Source organism: Streptomyces ochraceiscleroticus, from assembly GCF_000720485.1.
Classification (GTDB): domain Bacteria; phylum Actinomycetota; class Actinomycetes; order Streptomycetales; family Streptomycetaceae; genus Streptomyces; species Streptomyces ochraceiscleroticus.
Window position 1 is genome coordinate 26,140 of sequence record NZ_JOAX01000049.1, and the last position, 14,934, is coordinate 41,073.

Here is a 14,934-nt window from a genome sequence, read left to right on the forward strand (position 1 = left end):
TCCCTACCAGCCGTTAGCCTGACGCGCAACGCAATCAAGCTCGGATGGGGGACGGTCGTTACGTATGGCCAGGGAATTCCAACGGGGCCACAAGGCCAGGATCAGTGACCTGACCGCAGGGACGGATCTGTACGTGGGCGTACGGATCGCCGGTCCCGGTCTGACCTTCGACATCAGCTGTTTCGGCCTCGACGCCGACGAAAAGCTGTCCGACGACCGGTACTTCATCTTCTTCAACCAGCCGAAATCGCCCGAGGAGTCCCTCCAGCAGCTCGGTGCGCAGGCCGGTGACACCGAGTCCTTCCGGGTCACGCTCGACCGGATCCCGCAGCACGTACAGAAGCTGTCCTTCACCGCGGCGATCGACGGTGCGGGCCAGATGTCGCAGATCGGTCCGGGGTACATCCGGATCGTCGCCGGGGGAGAGGAAGTCGCGCGGTACTCCTTCACGGGGACCGAGTTCAGTACCGAGCGTGCTGTCATGCTCGGCGACTTCTACATGAAGGACGTGTGGCGCTTCGCGGCTGTCGGGCAGGGGTTCGACGGCGGACTGGAGGCGCTGCTGAAGAACTTCGGCGGCGAGGTCGCCGAGGAGGCGGAGGCCGCGCCGCAGCCGGACGCTGTTCCCGGCTTCGCGCCGCCCGCCGCCGCGGAGCCCGCGCCCGGCTTCGCGCCGCCCGCGGCCGCCGAGCCGGCCCCGGCACCCGCTTCTGCCCCGGCACCCGCCCCGGCGCCCGGCTTCGGTGCCCCGCAGCAGCCCACGGTCCCGGAGCCCGCGCAGCCGTACGCTTCGCAGCCGGAACCCGCTGTCGGCCAGCAGCCGATGGCCCCGCAGCAGGACCAGCAGGCCCAGATGCACGCGGCGCCGACCATCGCCGCCCCCATGGTGCCGCCGGCCGGCACTCCGCCGCAGGCCCCGTACGGTACGCCGCAGGACGGCTCGCCCCAGGGGCAGCCCGCTCCCTACGGAGCCCCTGCCCCGGCGGCCCCCTATGGAGCGCCCGCGCCCCATCCGGGCCAGCCCGTGCCGCCGCCCGCCCAGCCCGGTCCGTACGGCCAGCAGCCGCCCGCCTACGGGCAGCCTGCGCCGCAGGGCAGCGGGCAGTACGCCGTGCCGCAGCAGGGCGGCCCGGGGCTGGAGGCATCGCTGCAGAAGTACCGGGAAGCCCCCACAGGTCAGCGCTGGACGCCCCAGAGCGAGAAGCTGATCCGGGTCGACCTCGGCGTCGACGGACAGCCGGTGCTGGCCCGCCAGGGCAGCATGGTGCTCTACCAGGGCAAGGTCGACTTCAGCTACAAGGGCGCCGGCTTCCGCGGCCGCATCGTGGGCAACGCCACCGGCCAGGAGATGCAGCTCATGCGCTGCTCCGGCCAGGGCCAGGTCTTCTTCGCGGAGAACAGCGCCCATGTGCACCCCATCGAGCTGCAGGGCGACGCGATCTGCGTCAACGCCGAGAGCGTGCTGGCCTTCGACGAGTCGCTGCAGCACGAGGTGCGCCGCATCGAAGGGCACGGCATCCCCGGAGGCGCGCTGTTCACCATGCAGTTCCAGGGCACCGGCACGGTGGCCGTGAAGACCGCGGGAACCCCCGTCGTACTGCCCGTCACGCCGACCACCTTCGCGGACGCCAACGCCATCGTCGCGTGGTCCGCCGCCTCCCAGGTGATCATCTCCAGCCAGGTGCGACTGCGCCGCAGCGCGTACCCCGGCCACTCGGGGGAGACCGTGAACCTCCAGTTCCGGGGCGCTCCCGGCAACTTCATTGTCGTCCAGCCCTACGAGGTCTGAGGGAGCCCGTCATGACTCAGCAGCAGCTTTCGGGCTACACCCCGACCGCACCCGCGGCCCGCATGGAGAACCACGGCAGTGCGATGGTGAAGATCGCCATGCAGAGCGGCCAGGACGTCTTCTGCCGCACCGGCTCGATGGTCGCCTACGAAGGCTTCGTCCAGTACGAGCCGAACCCGCCGGCCGTGCGCCAGATGGCCTCCCAGTGGCTGACCGGCGAGGGCGCGCCCCTGATGAAGGCCAGCGGCGACGGTCTTCTCTACCTCGCCGACTACGGCGCCGACGTCGTGTGCCTGAACCTCAACGACGACGCGATCTCCGTGAACGGCACCAACCTGCTCGCCTTCGACGCGCACCTCCAGTGGGGCGTGCAGCGCGTCAAGGGGATGGCGAAGTTCGCGGGACAGGGATTGTTCAACGTGGGGATCGCGGGCACCGGATGGGTCGCGCTGACCTCGCGCGGCACTCCGATCGTCGTCGACTGCGGCCGCGGCGAGGACGAGACCTACGTGGACCCGGACGCGCTCGTGGCCTGGTCGACCAACCTGAACGTGAAGGGCAAGCGCAGCTTCAAGGCGTCCTCGATGATCGGGCGCGGCAGCGGCGAGGCGTACCAGCTCGGCTTCTCCGGCCAGGGCTTCGTGGTCGTACAGCCCAGCGAGGACAGCGCCGACCGGCTCCGGGCCCGGGGCTGAGGGGGAGGACTTACGTAACCATGCAGAGCCCGCTTTTCGCCTACACAGAGGCGCAGACCCAGGACCGGTACGCGCTGCAGAACCCGCAGTTGCTGCGGGTCGCGCTGACCGGCCACGAGGACCTGCTGGCCCGTAAGGGCACGATGGTCGCCTATCAGGGGCTGCTCGAATTCGACGGGGAGTACCAGACCCCGAACCAGCAGCGGCGGCGCGCCCGGGCCGGCGAGGGCCTGGACCTGATGCGCGTCTCCGGACAGGGCACGGTCTACCTGGCCAACCTCGCCCAGCACGTCCATCTCGTGGACGTCGACCACGACGGGCTGACCGTCGACAGCAACTACGTGCTCGCGTTGGACTCCACGCTCCACTGGGAGGTCATCTCCGTGGACAGTCAGTACGGCATCTCGGGCACCGGCAAGTACCAGCTCAACATCTCGGGGCGGGGCAAGGTCGCGCTGATGACCTCGGGCCAACCCCTGATGATGCAGGTGACGCCCGACAAGTACGTCAACGCCGACGCGGACGCGGTGGTCGCCTGGTCGACCTCGCTGCGCGTCCAGATGCAGGCGCAGACGCATTCCTCGGGCGTGTGGCGGCGCCGCGGCAGCACGGGCGAGGGCTGGGAGCTCAGCTTCCTCGGACAGGGCTACGCGCTCGTCCAGCCCAGCGAGCTGCTGCCGCCGCAGAACGCGGTTATCGGGCAGGGCCTCGCCGCCCAGTACGGGATGGGGCAGCGCGGCGCCCACGGGCAGAACCAGGGCAACATCTTCACGAACTGAGCAGGGCGCCTTCGGGCGCGTCTCAGGGACACGCGAGCGGGCCCGGCACCGGAAGGTGCCGGGCCCGCTCGTTCCGTCCTACAGCAGCGCCCTCGTCCGCTCCACGAGCCGCACCACCGACTCGTCGGCCACGTCCGGCACCTCGTCGTACGGGAACCAGCGCAGGTCCAGTGACTCGTCGCTGATCGCCTCCGTGGCGCCCTCCGGGGCCAGCGCGGCGTACTGCACGTCCAAGTGCCACGCGCAGGGCGTGTGATGGCGGTCCAGGCGCACTGGGCCACCCGGCAGCAGCGTCAGCCCCCGGGCGATGCCGGACTCCTCACGCGCCTCGCGCAGCGCCGCGTCCGCCAGCGTGGCGTCCTCGGGCTCGCAGTGGCCGCCCATCTGCAGCCACATCCGCAGCTTCTTGTGCAGCGTGAGCAGCACCCGGCCGCGCGACGGGTCGATCACCAGGGCGCTCGCCGTGAGGTGCCCGTCACCGCAGGGCTTCCACATGCCGTCCGGGTGGGCGGCCAGGTGGTCCAGGTACGCCAGCCGCAGCTCTTCCTGGTCGGCAGCGGGCGCGGGCCACTCCTTGAGGACCCGCGCCGCGTTCTCATGAAGGCTCACGGTCACTTGGTGCCGTCGCCCTCGCCGCCGTCCTTGCCCTCGGGACCGTCGCCCTCGGAGCGCTCGCCCTCGGCGCCCTCGCGCTTGGTCAGGTCCGGCTTGCCGCCCTCGGCCGTGCCGCTCGCCGCTTCGCCGAGCATCTTGTCCAGCTCGGAGAAGTCCAGCTGCTCGCGGTGCACGAAGCCGTCCGGGTCGTCCAGGTCCTGCGCCGTGGGCAGCATGTCCGGGTGCGACCACAGCGCGTCCCGGCCCTCCAGGCCGCGCGCGTCCGTGAGCGAGGCCCACAGCCGCGAGGCGTCCCGCAGCCGCCGCGGACGCAGCTCCAGGCCGATGAGCGTGGCGAAGGTCTGCTCGGCCGGACCGCCGGTCGCCCGGCGGCGCCGCAACGTTTCGCGCAGCGCGTCGGCCGACGGCAGGTGCGGGGCAGCGGCGGCGTGCACCACCGCGTCCACCCAGCCCTCGACGAGCGCCAGCGCCGTCTCCAGACGGGCCAGCGCGGCCTTCTGCTCCGGGGTGTCCTCGGGCTGGAACATGCCCTGCTGCAGCGCGTCCTGCAGCTGCTCCGGATGCGCCGGGTCGAGCTGGCCGACCGCGTCCTCCAGCTTGCTGGTGTCGACCTTGATGCCGCGTGCGTAGCCCTCGACCGCGCCGAAGAGGTGCGAGCGCAGCCACGGTACGTGGGCGAAGAGACGCTGGTGGGCGGCCTCGCGCAGCGCCAGGTAGAGCCGCACCTCCTCGGGCGGCACGCCCAGGCCGGAGCCGAGCGCCTCGACGTTGCCCGGCAGCAGGGCGGCCTTGCCGGCCGGGCCCAGCGGCAGTCCGACGTCCGTGGAGCCGACGACCTCGCCGGCCAGCGTGCCGAGCGCCTGCCCGATCTGCGTACCGAACATCGCGCCGCCCATGGAGCGCATCATCCCGAGCAGCGGGCCCGCCATGGCCTGCATCTCCTCGGGGAGCACGTCGCCCATCGCGGCGCCGACGCGCTCGGCGACCGGGTCGACCAGCTCCTGCCACACCGGGAGGGTCTCCTCGACCCACTCGGCGCGGCTCCAGGCCACGACGGTGTTCGCGCCCGAGGGCAGCGACGTCACGCCGTCCAGCCACAGGTCGGCGAGGCGCACGGCCTCCTCGGCCGCTGCTCGCTCGCCCGGGGCCACGCTGGCGTCCTTGCTGCCGTCCTGGGCGCCCTGCGCCACCGTCTGGCGCGCGATGTCCTTGGCCATCTCCCAGTTCACCGGGCCGCCCTCGTAGGAGAGCATCTGGCCGAGCTTCTGGAAGGCGGCTCCGAGGTCGCCAGGGTTCATCTCGCCCCCGGGCCCGCCCATGCCGCCGAAGAGCGCCGCGAACGGATTGTCCGCGCCGCCGCTCCCGCCGCCGAACCCGAACGGATTCGCGGGGCCCTGGTTACCTCCCTGGCCGCCCTTCTGCTTGCCGTTGTCGCCGTCCTCCGGCTCCTCCGGCGGAAGGCCGAATCCGAATGGGTTGTCACTCACGGGTTTCCTCGGCTCGTAGGGCCGCCGGCCCCGGGCCGACGGCGGCTGCCCGACATTCCCTTCCAGCCTAGAGGGTGTCCGGCCGTTCTCCGCGGCCGCGGAGAAGACGGGCCGACGTCCCCTGTGACACCCCGCGCCGCTCCGGGGCTCGGTGCTTGGCTGTCGGGGTGCCTGCGGCAGGATGGACGCACGCTGTCCGTACGCGCCGGTGCGCATACGTACTGAAGACAACCGCTGGAGACGCCCGGTGAGTTCCCCAGATCCGACCGTTCGCGCAGCGCGAAACAGTGCTGCCAGGCCCGAGAAGACGTCCGATACGACCGTCCCCGGGGCAGCCGCGCCGCAGCACCGCCCCGTCGTGGCGGTCACCGGCGCCGCTTCCGGTACCGGCGCGCTGCTGACCCGTGCCCTGCTGGAGTCCGACGAGGTCAAGCGGGTCGTGGCCATCGATGAGCGGCGCGGGGACGAGGAGGACGCCGACTGGCACGTACTGGATGTCCGCGACCCCGCCATCGCCGAGAAGCTCCGGGGCGCCGACGTCGTCGTCCACCTCGCGCTCGACCTCGACCTGGAGACCGACCCGGCCGCCCGTACCGCGTACAACGTGCGCGGCACCCAGACCGTCCTGACCGCGGCTGCCGCGGCCGGCGTGCACCGGGTCGTCCTGTGCACCTCCGCGATGGTCTACGGGGCGCTGCCCGACAACGACGTCCCGCTCTCCGAGGACGCCGAACTGCGCGCGACCGCGGACGCCACCGGGGTCGGCGACCTCATGGAGATCGAGCGGCTGGCCCACCGGGCGCCGCGCGCCCACCCCGGACTCAACGTCACCGTGCTGCGCCCCACCGTCCTCGTGGGCGGCACCGACACCGCGCTCACCCGGTACTTCGAGTCGCCGCGCCTCCTGGTCGTCGCGGGCTCCCGCCCCACGTGGCAGTTCTGCCACGTGGAAGACCTGGTCAGCGCACTGGAGTACGCCGCCCTGGAGAAGGTCGAGGGCGAGCTCGCGGTGGGCTGCGACGGCTGGCTGGAGCAGGAGGAGGTCGAGGAGCTCACCGGTATCCGCAGGATGGAGCTGCCCTCCTCGGTGGCCCTCGGCGCCGCGGCCCGGCTGCACCGCATCGGGCTCACGCCCTCGCCCGCCGGTGACCTGGCGTACACGATGCACCCGTGGGTGGTCAGCGGCAGCCGGCTGCACGACGCGGGCTGGCGGCCCCGCTGGACCAATGAGGAGGTGCTCGCCGAGCTCCTGGAGGAGGTCGCGGGACGGCACACGGTGGCCGGGCGCCGGCTGGGCCGCAAGGACGCCACCGCCGCCGGTGCGGCGGGCGCGACCGTCGCGCTGCTGGGTACCGCCGCGCTCGTACGCCGTGCCCGTAAGGCCCGGCGGCGCCTCTGAGGCAGCGCGGCGGCGCCTCTCGGGGCACGCGCACCACAGGAATGCCGGGAACCGTACGGAACCGGTGGCTCCCTCCGGACGGCGGGAATGCGTCGTCCGTACGCGGCGGCAGTCCCCCTACGGTCTGGTAGGACCCTCCATAAGGCGGTCGGTACACCAGGTGAAACAGCCATTCCCCCGCGCCGCGTCCGTGGGGCACGATGGGCACATGTCTGGTACGAACCACCACCCGTCGCCGCGCCCCGACCACCCCGGTGAGCAGGGGACAGCGGATCCGATCCGGCTGTTGGGCATCCGGGACACGCCGCTGTCCGTGGACGAGGTGTTCACGGCCGTCGGGGACGCTGCGTCCGGCGGGACCGCCCTGTTCGTCGGCACCGTCCGCTCGCACGACGGCGGCTCGGACGTCGACGGGCTCGGCTACTCCGCACACCCGACGGCCGAGGCGGAGCTCCGCCGGGTCGCGGAGAAGGTGGCAGCGGACTTCCCGGTCCGGGCGCTGGCCGCGGTCCACCGGGTGGGGGATCTGAGCATCGGTGACCTCGCGGTCGTCGTCGCGGTGTCCTGCGCGCACCGGGGCGAAGCCTTCGAGGCGTGCAGACGGCTCATCGACGACCTCAAGCACGAGGTCCCGATCTGGAAGCACCAGACGTTTTCGGACGGGACCGAAGAATGGGTCGGCGCGTAGCGCCGTCTTCTGGGGGTGGAGGGCGGGTCGGCGCAGAAGTGCCGCCCCTCGGGCCCCGCGCGAAGTGGTCGGTTCGCTCCCATGGCGTAAAGAAAGCGTGTAGGACGCATTCATGAGGCGCACGGGAGCGGTGAGCTGCCCGTAACTGGGTACGCGCTCCCTACGGGCGCCCCACCGCAGACGCCCGGTGATCAGCCGGACAGCCGATGTCATCCTCCGGTTGCGTAACCCGCCCCCGGGCCTGAGCGTTGAGCTGTCGGATGGTTAATCTGCTTATTCGTCGTTGCGGTTGTGTACAAGGGGTCGGGAGGCCGCTATGGGTGCGCTTCTCTGGTTGCTGATTCCGGTTCTCGCCGCACTGGCTGCCGTCGTGTGGAGTACGTGGACCACGAGGTACCGCAAGGCAGGGGACGTCGCTGAGCTCGCCGGGTACGCCCGTTTCCGGGAGGCCATGGAGCGCGAGGACGTGCCGCCCGCGGAGGTCCGTTCCGACGCGGCCTGAGCCCCGTACGGACGGCCCCGCGGGCCGCTTGTCATACCCGTCCCGTACTGTCGTTCCATGCCACGCCGGACCGCGACGCTCCTCGCTTCGACCCTCATGCTGATCGCGCTGTTGTGCGCCGGGGTGCTGATTCCCGTGCCGTACGCGCAGATGACGCCGGGGCCCACGGTCAACACCCTCGGCGACCACGCGGGCGAGCCGGTGCTGCAGATCGACGGCCGCAAGACGTATCCGACGTCCGGTCATCTCAACATGACGACGGTCCGCGTCACCGGTCCCGACTACCGCATGAACCTCTTCGAGGCGGCGTACGGCTGGCTGGCGCACGACAGCGCAGTGGTGCCGCACAAGACGCTCTACCCGGACAACCAGACGGCCGAGCAGGCCGACCAGGAGAACGCCGAGGAGTTCAGCCAGTCCCAGGAGAGCGCCAAGGTGGCGGCCCTGGACGAGCTGCATATCCCGGTGAACTCACAGGTCGTGGTCGCCTCGGTCATGAAGGACACCCCGGCCGACGGCACGCTGCACGCCGGTGACGTCATCAAGGCGGTGGACGGGACGGCGGTGAAGCAGCCCGCGGACGTCGCACGGCTGGTCACGAAGCACAAGGCGGGCGAGAAGGTCACCTTCACGCTGGTCCCGGCCAAGGAAGCGGCCGCGGCGGAGAAGAAGGGTCGGCAGCCCTCCGGCGGCCGCCAGGTCTCGCTGACGACCAAGAAGGCCACGGACGGCCGGGCCATCGTCGGCATCCAGGCCGGCCTCGATCACACGTTCCCGTTCGAGATCGACATCAAGCTCGCCGATGTGGGTGGTCCGAGTGCGGGCCTGATGTTTGCCCTCGGAATCGTCGACAAGCTCACGCCCGCGGATCTGACGGGCGGGAACTTCGTCGCCGGTACGGGAACGATCGACGACAAGGGCAAGGTCGGGCCGATCGGCGGCATCTCCATGAAGATCGTCGCGGCCCGCGACAAGGGCGCCGAGTACTTCCTCACTCCAAAGGACAACTGCGCGACCGCGGCCAAGGACACCCCGGACGGCCTCCGGCTCGTCAAGGTGAACACCATTCACGACGCGATGCAGGCCCTGACGAAGATCCGCAAGGGCGACACGGCGCACTTGCCGAGCTGCACGCCTGCCGCGCACTCCTGACGGTGGTTCGGGGCGGGCTCGGGGGGGTTTTCGGGCGCGCTTGCGGGGCGGCTGGGCGGCTGGGCGGGGGCCCCCGAGCCGCCCCGAACCACCGTCAGGAGGGAGTCCTTCTCGCGCAGCCGCAGCGCCGACTCGCGCCGGCCGTCGCGCAGTACCGCCACGGTCATCCGGACCTCCTGGCGGTCGGGGTGTTCGGCGACCCACTTGGCGAGCGCGTCCTCGTCCATGCCGGCCGGCACGGACTCCTCGGCGGACGGCGGCAGCATCAGCCGCTCCACGGTCATGGCGCAGCCGGCCACCGCGTCGGGCCAGGCGATGGTGCCGAGGAACTCGTCGAGCGCGACGGTCGGGGGGACCTCGTCCTGCTCCACGGGGGTCAGGGAGGCGTCGGCGTTCTCGTCGATGCCCAGCTGGGCGGCGAGCGCGGGCTCTTCGTTGCGCAGGCGCGCGGTGTCTACGAGGGCGAACAGTCGGGCGGGCTGGTCCCAGCCGATCCCGGCGGCGTACTCGTCGATTTCCAGTACGGCGCGGGTCAGTGGGTCGGCGGCGAGAGGGGTGCCGTCAACGGGGAGGTTGGTCATGTGGAATATCGTGCCCTGAACTTCCCGGAAAACGGGAACCGGGTAAAGCCTTAGTAAGTTGCAAGAGTGGGTCCTACTATCACCGGGCCCGCTTCATACGACAGCGAACTTCGAGGTGCGCACCTTGGCTTTCCAGATGCCGGACCGCGGCTCAGGCCCCGCCGGGCCACGGACGAGAGTGGGCCGCCCGTCCCGGCGGATGCGGACCGGGCTCCTGACCCTGGGCGTGCTGGCTGTGCTGGCCATGCTCTTCGTGATGTTCTCCGGGTTCTGGACCGACTGGCTGTGGTTCCGCTCGGTGAAGTACTCCTCGGTCTTCACCACGACCCTGTGGACCAAGGTCGGCCTGTTCTTCTTCTTCGGCGTGCTGATGGCGGCCGCCATCGGGGTCAACGTCTGGCTGGCCCACCGGCTCCGCCCGCCGCTCAGCGCCATGTCGCTGGAGCAGCAGAGCCTGGACCGCTACCGGATGAGCATCGCGCCGTACAAGAAGTGGGTGCTGGTCGCGGTCACCGCGCTGGTCGGCCTGATCGCCGGCGCGTCCGCCTCCAGCCAGTGGCGCACCTGGCTGCAGTGGGTCAACGGCGTGCCGTTCGGCCAGAAGGATCCGCAGTTCCATGAGGACATCTCCTTCTACGCCTTCGACCTGCCGTGGTTCCGCTTCCTGCTGAGCTTCGGCTTCGCCTGTGTGGTGCTGTGCCTGATCGCCGCGGCGCTCACGCACTACCTGTACGGCGGCCTGCGCGTCACGAGCCCCGGTTCCCGTGCCACCGCGGCGGCCACCGGCCATCTGTCGGTGCTGCTGGGTATCTTCGTGTCGCTCAAGGCGATGGCGTACTGGCTCGACCGGTACGGCCTCGCGGTGAAGTCCAGCGGCCTGAAGTCCGCGGAGGGCTGGACGGGCCTGCGGTACGTCGACGCGCACGCCTACCTCCCGGCGAAGACGATCCTGTTCTTCATCGCCGCCATCTGTGCCGTGCTCTTCTTCGCCACCCTGTGGCGGCGGACCTGGCAGCTCCCGGTCATCGGCTTCGGCCTGATGGTGCTCTCGGCCGTCCTCATCGGCGGGCTGTACCCGGCGATCGTGCAGAAGTTCCAGGTCCAGCCCAACGAGCAGGCCAAGGAAGCCCCGTTCATCAAGGAGAACATCAAGGCCACGCGGGACGCGTACGGCATCGACGGCTCCAAGGTCACCGGCTACAAGGGCGACTACAAGCCCAAGGACGAGACGGACAACGAGCGGCTGCGGGACGCGGCGGACACCACGGCGAGCATGCGCCTGCTGGATCCGAACGTCGTCTCGCCCACCTTCCAGCAGCAGCAACAGGTCCGCGGGTACTACCAGTTCCCCGCCACCCTCGACGTCGACCGCTACAAGGGCAGCGACGGCAAGGAGCAGGACACCGTCATCGGCCTGCGCGAGCTGAACATCGCCGGCATCCCCGAGCGCAACTGGATCAACGACCACTTCAAGTACACCCACGGGTACGGCGCGGTCACCGCCAAGGGGACCGGCACGGTCAATGAGGGCGAGCCGGACTACACCGAGAAGAACCTGCCTGCCAAGGGCCACCTCCCCCAGCACGAGCAGCGCATCTACTACGGCGAGAAGACCACGCAGTACTCCATCGTCGGCGGGCCGCAGCAGGAGCTGGACTACTCCGACGACAGCGGCGAGAAGAGCTACAGCTACAAGGGCAAGAGCGGGGTGAACCTCGCCAATCCGGTCAACCGCGCGGCGTACGCCGTGGCCTTCGGCGAGCCGCAGATCCTGTACTCGGGTGCCATCGGCGAAGGCTCTCGCGTCCTGTACAACCGCACGCCCAAGGAGCGCGTGGAGTCGGTCGCGCCGTGGCTCACCATCGACGGCGACGCCTACCCGGCGGTGGTCGACGGCCGCATCAAGTGGATCGTCGACGCGTACACCACGAGCAACGGCTATCCGTACTCCTCGCGGACCACGCTCGGGGACACCACGGCGGACTCGCTGACCGACGGCCAGCGCGCGGTGGTGGCCCAGCAGAACCAGGTCAACTACATCCGCAACTCCGTCAAGGCGACGGTCGACGCGTACGACGGCTCGGTCAAGCTCTACCAGTGGGACAAGAACGACCCGGTCCTGAAGACCTGGATGAAGGCGTTCCCCGGCACGGTCGAGCCCAAGTCGAAGATCAGCAACGGGATGATGGAGCACCTGCGGTACCCGCAGGACCTCTTCAAGGTGCAGCGCCAGCTCCTCACGACGTACCACGTCACCGACGCGAACACCTTCTACACCGGCAGCGAGCGCTGGCAGATCCCGAACGATCCGACGACCAAGTCGGCGACTGCGGTTCCGCCGTACTACCTGAGCATGAAGATGCCGGACCAGAAGAGCCAGACGTTCTCGCTGACGACGACGTTCACGCCGAACAAGCGGGACAACCTCGGGGCGTTCATGGCGGTCGACGCCAACGCCAAGAGTCCGGACTACGGGAAGATCAGAATCCTCAAACTCCCGTCCGAGACCACGGTCCCCGGACCGCAGCAGGTGCAGTCGAAGTTCAACTCCGACGACACGGTCGCCAAGACGCTGAACATCCTCAAGAAGGGTGACTCGGAGATCGAGTACGGCAATCTGCTCACCGTCCCCCTGGACGGCGGCCTGCTGTACGTCGAGCCGGTCTATCTGCGGGGCGCGGGCACCAACTACCCGCTGCTGAAGAAGGTGCTCGTCAGCTACGGCAACAAGGCGGCCTTCGAGAACAGCCTCGGCGAGGCGCTGGACGTGGTGTTCGGGAAGAAGGCACCGAACGTCGGCGACGGCGACGAGGACACCACCACGCCGCCGGACACGGGCAGTACGACACCTCCCTCGGACCAGAGCGTCCAGGAGGCCCTGGACGACGCCCAGCAGGCGTACGAGGACGGCGAGAAGGCCCGCGAGTCCGGCGACTGGGCCGGCTACGGCGAGGCGCAGAAGAAGCTGAAGGCCGCGCTGGACCGGGCCGCCGCCGCGGAGAAGAAGGCGGGGGAGAAGGCCGGTTCATCGGACAAGGGCGGTGCCGGCGAGGGGGACAAGCAGGGCGGCTGACCGCGGATTATGGCTCCGCCTCCGCGCCGTGGTACCTTAAATACACAACGGCGCGGGGTGGAGCAGCTCGGTAGCTCGCTGGGCTCATAACCCAGAGGTCGCAGGTTCAAATCCTGTCCCCGCTACTGCAAGGTGAAGGCCCGGATCCTCTTGGATCCGGGCCTTCGTCATGCGTGGCGTCACATATGTGCGCGTTAAACCACCCGCATTGGGGAGACTGGTGTCCTGAGCGTTTGGCATGTCGTCGTGTCGGGAAGTCGACAAAACGCTGTAGTGACCTCACTGGCGCGGTATACCAGGTGTACCCGGGCTTCGGGTGGTGCGACGATGGCCCTTATGGGGGACAAGGCAAGGTTGTTGGAGACAGGACCGTTTGTGCATGCGCCCGACGACGGGCGCGAATCCGAGCTGCCGCCGCCCGCGCGGGACGCGGCCGATGCGGCCGACGCCACGGAGTCGCCCGAGGCGACCGAGGCCATGGACGAGGTGGGCCACCGACAGGCCGCCGCCGCGGGCGACCCGGCGGCAGCGAGCATGCTCGGCGCGATGCTGCTGCGCCGCGGTGATCTGGACGGCGCCGAACCGTGCCTGCGCGCCGCCACCGTCGCGGGCGACCGGGCCGCCGCCAACAACCTCGGAGTCCTGCTGCACCAGCGCGGATACGCCGACGAGGCGGCCGGCTGGTGGCGCATCGCCGCCGTCGCCGGATCCGCCGCCGCGGCGCACGCGCTGGGCCGGCACTACCGCGAGCGCGGCGACGAGCCCGCCGCCGAGTACTGGCTGCGCCAGGCCGCCGAGTCCGGCCACTGCCTGGGCGCCTACGCGCTGGCCGACCTGCTCGACCACCGGGGCGAAGAGGGCGCCGAGCAGTGGTTCGTGGCCGCCGCGGAGCGCGGCCACCGTGAGGCGGCGTACCGCCTCGCGCGCATCCTGGACGAGCGGGAGGCCGACGGCACCGCGTACGGCGAGCACGCGGAGCCGCGCGCCGCCGCCGAGCAGTGGTACCGCCAGGCCGCGGCCCGCGGGCACCGCCGGGCCGCGCTGCACCTCGGCACGCTCCTGGAGGAGCGCGGCGAGCTCAAGGAGGCCGGGCGCTGGTACCTCATTGCGGCCAAGGACGGCGAGCCGCGCGCCGCGTGCGCGCTCGGCTTCCTCCTGAAGGACGCGGGCGACGAGGAGAGCGCGGCGGAGTGGTGGCGCCGGGCGGCCCAGGACGGCGACGGCAACGCCGCCAACGCCCTCGGGGCGCTGCACGCCGACCGCGGCGAGCTGCAGACCGCCGAGCGCTGGTACCGGGCCGCGCTGGAGGCCGGCGACGTCAACGGCGCGTACAACATCGGCCTGCTCTGCGCCCAGCAGGGCCGCGACGGCCGCAGCGAGCAGTGGTACCGCCGGGCCGCCTACGCGGGCCACCGGGAGGCGTCCAACGCGCTCGCTGTCCTTCTGCTGCAGCGCGGCGACGCGTCCGGTGCCGAGCCGTGGTTCTCCAAGGCGGCCGAAGCGGGCAGCGTGGACGCGGCGTTCAACCTCGGCATCCTGCACGCGGGCCGGGGCGCCGAGCGCACCTCCCGCAGGTGGTACGAGCGGGCCGCCGAGGCCGGGCACACGGAGGCCGCACTCCAGGCGGCCCTGTCCCTGCTGCGGGACGGCGAGTGGCAGGACGCCGAGCGGCATCTGCGCGCGGCGGCGGAAGGGGGCAGCACCGAGGCGGCCTACCGGCTCGCCGCGCTGCTGGACCGCGAGGCCAGCGGCCCGGAGGAGTCCGGCGGCGAGAGCGAGGAGTGGTACGAGCGTGCCGCCGGGCAGGGGCACCGCGGTGCCCAGGTGCGGATGGGCATGCTCGCCGCGTCCAAGGGTGACGCCGTGGCGGCCGCCGACTGGTACCGCGCGGCGGCCGAGGCCGGCAGCCGCAACGCGGCCTTCAACCTCGGGCTGCTGCTGGCCCGCGAGGGCAGCCTCCCGGAGGCCGCCCTGTGGTGGACGCGCGCCGCCGAGGCCGGGCACGGGCGCGCGGCGCTGCGCCTCGCGCTGCTGGCGGCCCGCCGGGGCGCGCTCGCAGAGAGTGAGCGGTGGTGCACGCGGGCGGTGGAGCTGGGGCCGCCGGAGGTCACCCAGCGTGCCGCCCGGCTGCGGGACGCCCTCAAGGAGGAGCTGAGCGCATGAGTTCCGGCCGG

At 71.0% G+C, this 14,934-nt stretch carries 11 protein-coding genes, 1 tRNA gene and 1 pseudogene; 10 read left to right on the top strand and 3 right to left on the bottom strand.

What is annotated here, in order from left to right:
• Window positions 1–64: 64 nt before the first annotated feature.
• Genes IG84_RS0136200 through IG84_RS0136210 form a run of 3 tightly spaced genes read left to right on the top strand, consistent with a single transcriptional unit; the run spans window position 65 to window position 3,263 of the window.
• A complete protein-coding gene (locus tag IG84_RS0136200) occupies window positions 65–1,789 on the top strand; it encodes a TerD family protein (RefSeq protein ID WP_031067356.1) in 1,725 nt (574 codons plus the stop codon).
• An 11-nt stretch (window positions 1,790–1,800) separates the two neighbouring features.
• Entirely contained in the window at window positions 1,801–2,484 is a 684-nt protein-coding gene (locus tag IG84_RS0136205) for an AIM24 family protein (RefSeq protein ID WP_031067359.1), read from the top strand.
• Window positions 2,485–2,504: 20 nt separating this feature from the next.
• Entirely contained in the window at window positions 2,505–3,263 is a 759-nt protein-coding gene (locus IG84_RS0136210) for an AIM24 family protein (protein ID WP_031067362.1), read from the top strand.
• 78 nt (window positions 3,264–3,341) lie between these two features.
• On the opposite strand, the gene IG84_RS0136215 is transcribed toward IG84_RS0136210, so the two are convergent.
• Window positions 3,342–3,872, bottom strand: coding sequence for an NUDIX hydrolase (locus tag IG84_RS0136215; protein ID WP_031067364.1), 531 nt, complete (start codon window positions 3,870–3,872; stop codon window positions 3,342–3,344).
• Between the two features lie 2 nt (window positions 3,873–3,874).
• On the bottom strand, window positions 3,875–5,365 hold the full coding sequence (locus tag IG84_RS0136220; protein WP_031067366.1) for a zinc-dependent metalloprotease: 1,491 nt from the start codon (window positions 5,363–5,365) through the stop codon (window positions 3,875–3,877).
• A 247-nt stretch (window positions 5,366–5,612) separates the two neighbouring features.
• On the opposite strand from IG84_RS0136220, the gene IG84_RS0136225 reads away from it, so the two are divergent.
• The 4 genes from IG84_RS0136225 (at window position 5,613) to IG84_RS0136240 (ending at window position 9,106) form a co-directional block, all read left to right on the top strand.
• Complete coding sequence (locus IG84_RS0136225) at window positions 5,613–6,764, top strand: SDR family oxidoreductase (RefSeq protein ID WP_031067369.1); 1,152 nt, start codon at window positions 5,613–5,615, stop codon at window positions 6,762–6,764.
• Window positions 6,765–6,972: 208 nt separating this feature from the next.
• Complete coding sequence (locus IG84_RS0136230) at window positions 6,973–7,452, top strand: molybdenum cofactor biosynthesis protein MoaE (RefSeq protein ID WP_031067372.1); 480 nt, start codon at window positions 6,973–6,975, stop codon at window positions 7,450–7,452.
• Between the two features lie 316 nt (window positions 7,453–7,768).
• Complete coding sequence (locus IG84_RS0136235; RefSeq protein WP_031067374.1) at window positions 7,769–7,954, top strand: hypothetical protein; 186 nt, start codon at window positions 7,769–7,771, stop codon at window positions 7,952–7,954.
• Between the two features lie 57 nt (window positions 7,955–8,011).
• A complete protein-coding gene (locus IG84_RS0136240) occupies window positions 8,012–9,106 on the top strand; it encodes a YlbL family protein (protein ID WP_031067375.1) in 1,095 nt (364 codons plus the stop codon).
• Window positions 9,107–9,171: 65 nt separating this feature from the next.
• Here IG84_RS0136240 and IG84_RS0136245 read toward each other — a convergent pair.
• Window positions 9,172–9,687 (bottom strand): annotated as a pseudogene (locus IG84_RS0136245) (PPA1309 family protein); the annotation flags it as partial.
• 136 nt (window positions 9,688–9,823) lie between these two features.
• Here IG84_RS0136245 and IG84_RS0136250 point away from each other — a divergent pair.
• The 3 genes from IG84_RS0136250 to IG84_RS0136260 all read left to right on the top strand — a co-directional run bounded on the left by IG84_RS0136250 (window position 9,824) and on the right by IG84_RS0136260 (window position 14,923).
• Window positions 9,824–12,760, top strand: coding sequence for a UPF0182 family membrane protein (locus IG84_RS0136250; RefSeq protein ID WP_078649884.1), 2,937 nt, complete (start codon window positions 9,824–9,826; stop codon window positions 12,758–12,760).
• A gap of 51 nt (window positions 12,761–12,811) precedes the next feature.
• Window positions 12,812–12,885, top strand: a tRNA-Met gene (locus tag IG84_RS0136255).
• A 202-nt stretch (window positions 12,886–13,087) separates the two neighbouring features.
• Window positions 13,088–14,923 (top strand): tetratricopeptide repeat protein, encoded by a 1,836-nt coding sequence (locus tag IG84_RS0136260; RefSeq protein WP_211266562.1) that lies wholly within the window; start codon window positions 13,088–13,090, stop codon window positions 14,921–14,923.
• Window positions 14,924–14,934 lie beyond the last annotated feature (11 nt).

What these genes read in the sequence shown, in the direction of transcription:
- IG84_RS0136200 (WP_031067356.1), top strand. Translation starts at nt 65, where the DNA reads ATGGCCAGGGAATTCCAACGGGGCCACAAGGCCAGGATCAGTGACCTG.
- IG84_RS0136205 (WP_031067359.1), top strand. Translation starts at nt 1,801, where the DNA reads ATGACTCAGCAGCAGCTTTCGGGCTACACCCCGACCGCACCCGCGGCC.
- IG84_RS0136210 (WP_031067362.1), top strand. Translation starts at nt 2,505, where the DNA reads ATGCAGAGCCCGCTTTTCGCCTACACAGAGGCGCAGACCCAGGACCGG.
- IG84_RS0136230 (WP_031067372.1), top strand. Translation starts at nt 6,973, where the DNA reads ATGTCTGGTACGAACCACCACCCGTCGCCGCGCCCCGACCACCCCGGT.
- IG84_RS0136235 (WP_031067374.1), top strand. Translation starts at nt 7,769, where the DNA reads ATGGGTGCGCTTCTCTGGTTGCTGATTCCGGTTCTCGCCGCACTGGCT.
- IG84_RS0136240 (WP_031067375.1), top strand. Translation starts at nt 8,012, where the DNA reads ATGCCACGCCGGACCGCGACGCTCCTCGCTTCGACCCTCATGCTGATC.
- IG84_RS0136250 (WP_078649884.1), top strand. Translation starts at nt 9,824, where the DNA reads ATGCCGGACCGCGGCTCAGGCCCCGCCGGGCCACGGACGAGAGTGGGC.
- IG84_RS0136260 (WP_211266562.1), top strand. Translation starts at nt 13,088, where the DNA reads ATGGCCCTTATGGGGGACAAGGCAAGGTTGTTGGAGACAGGACCGTTT.